A 2181-nucleotide genomic window follows, 5' to 3' on the forward strand; every position below is an offset into this window, starting at 1 on the left:
TCTCATGGCCAATCAGGCCATCTCCGGCAACCTTCCGCACCTCGGGGGAACCTCAGAGCGGCCCTGACCGGCTCTACTGTTCAGATCCGTGCCGTCGCGCTGCTGAGCACGTACGGAAGCGCGCTCGGACCAAGCGCAGCCCGGTACCGTGTCGTCGCTGTGGCAAGCCCGTGGTCCTCAAGTTCCGTGACGGGGTATGCCGCGCCTGTCAGAAGGTGCAGCGCACTGCCGCCCGCCGGGTGACCTTGCAGCGGCGGGTGCGTGAAGTGCATGGGGACGCCGGCTGTTTTCACTGCTCGGCTGCGCTGCCAGAGGGAGGCGTGATCGACCACCTGATCCCCATCTCACGGGGTGGCGTGTCGACGGTTGCGAACATGCGCGTGGTCTGCGTGCCGTGCAATGCGTCGAAGAAGGATCAACTTATGGACGAATGGAATCCGCTCTCGCGGCTTGCTGCCCCCTGCTGCCAGGGTGTGCCCACTGAGGTTGCCGCGTTGGCTTTGCCGAGTCAATCGGTGCAGCAGCGTAGCGGATGACGGGGTGACGTTCGGGGGCCTGATTCGGTATCTCTATGAGGCAGCAAGTCTGGAGAGAAGCTGAACTCACCCCTCTGAACGTCACCCAGTCACCACTGGCACCGGAGAAGGGTCAACGTCGACCACCGGACCCACCCGCCCAGGAGAAAACCGAACGGGACTTCGCCGATTGAGTGGAGATCACTCCGGAGGGAGCAAGGAGGGCTGTTGGGCGGCGCCCTGTCGTTGCGCCCGACGGTCCTCCCGAAGGGCCTTCCGCTTCTCCGCCTCCATGCGGCGACGGGTCTTCTCACGCTGCCTTTCCAGCAAAACTGCCTTTCGATCGGCAGAGTTCTGCGGCCAGAAGCTACGCATGAACCGGGTGATCCCGACGATGAGAAGTCCGACCAGCGCCACAGCTACGGCAGCCCACCACGGGGCCGTTGCCGGGAGATTGAGCATGACTACGAGCCTTCCGACCGGAAGCGGCCGGCGGGTCACCTACGCAGCTACTACGACGTTCCCCAACGTGCTGCTACGACGCCCGCCCCGGTGAGTACTCACGGGGAAGGGAACGTTCGGACCACGGGGCGCGATCTGTGGGGACTCTTCAATCGGTTCGGGCTGCCACGTCGGCAGGTTGGCCGTACGGGTTCGCGCCAGCGTGATGGACAGCAGCCGCAACAGGGCGCGCACGAGGAGTCGCAACAGGCAGATGATCAGTTCGGCGAGTGCCTCAAGGAACTCACGTGCGGTCTCACGTCGTTCGGGGCCCGGTTCAGCAGTTCGCAGCCTGTCAGCAGCATGTTTGACACGGGCTGTCGCGGACTTGGGAGTTGGTCCTTGGCGATGTAAGCGTCCGACTCGCTGTGCTAACTCCGACGCCGGGGGGATGAAGTCGGACGACCTGACCTTGGCAGCATCGTGCAGGCCGGTTACGACCTTTAGGACTTCCCACTTACCGGACGACACGTCCACGCCGTGACTGACCGTCTTGGTGGCAACCAAGGCCACCATCCGATGCCAAGCGTCAACGTGATCTTGCGCTGCGAGGAGCTGGCGGGTGACATACGGGGTGCGCCGGACCCACAGCCCCTGCACGTTCTTCATCGTCACCCCCTTGGTTCCGAGCGGGAGTCTAGCGTCGTTCGTCGGTCCATCGCTTCGGCAGTTGTGGTCCATGCCGCCATCTCACTGGACCGGGTGCGCGTGACCAAGATGGCTGCCGCGTGAAAGGCGTGAACTCCGGCGCCAATCCGTGAATCCGCGTGAAATCAGTACGGACGAGCAGTCGTGGTCGCCGACCACTTCCCGGAGTCGCGTCGCGTCCCGGCTGCGTGGGGTGTCGCCGATCCGGACGGGTTCCATCGGCTGCGTCCGCTGTGCGCTCTCTGTCACAACCGAGAGGCGGCAGCCGTGGGCGTCGACCCAGGCGGGCACCCCCTTCACTCCCGGCCCCTACCGGCAGGGAGGGAAAACCCTCACATGGCTGTTCAGAGTGTTTGCGCGGGACCCGATCCGTAGTGCCTTGCGCACATCATCGGCCTGGGGGTACCGGGGCGGGTCAATCTCTAGATGAGTGAGTCCGATTGCTGGGCTGGCCGCGACCATGACGAAGGGTGCCCGTTGGTTGGTTTGTGAAGACGAACCTGGACACCCTTCTGAC

2 protein-coding genes are annotated in these 2181 nt (G+C 64.4%); one reads left to right on the forward strand and one right to left on the reverse strand.

Features of this window, described 5'->3' with window-relative positions; genetic code table 11:
• Positions 1-266: 266 nt before the first annotated feature.
• Positions 267-536: an HNH endonuclease gene (locus ACFCY1_RS40160; protein WP_375877719.1), complete on the forward strand. Its 270-nt coding sequence runs from the start codon at positions 267-269 to the stop codon at positions 534-536.
• A 480-nt stretch (positions 537-1016) separates the two neighbouring features.
• On the opposite strand, the gene ACFCY1_RS40165 is transcribed toward ACFCY1_RS40160, so the two are convergent.
• Complete coding sequence (locus ACFCY1_RS40165) at positions 1017-1625, reverse strand: hypothetical protein (RefSeq protein WP_375877718.1); 609 nt, start codon at positions 1623-1625, stop codon at positions 1017-1019.
• Between the last annotated feature and the right edge of the window lie 556 nt (positions 1626-2181).

This window comes from Kitasatospora sp. NPDC056273 (assembly GCF_042268845.1).
Lineage (GTDB): Bacteria > Actinomycetota > Actinomycetes > Streptomycetales > Streptomycetaceae > Kitasatospora.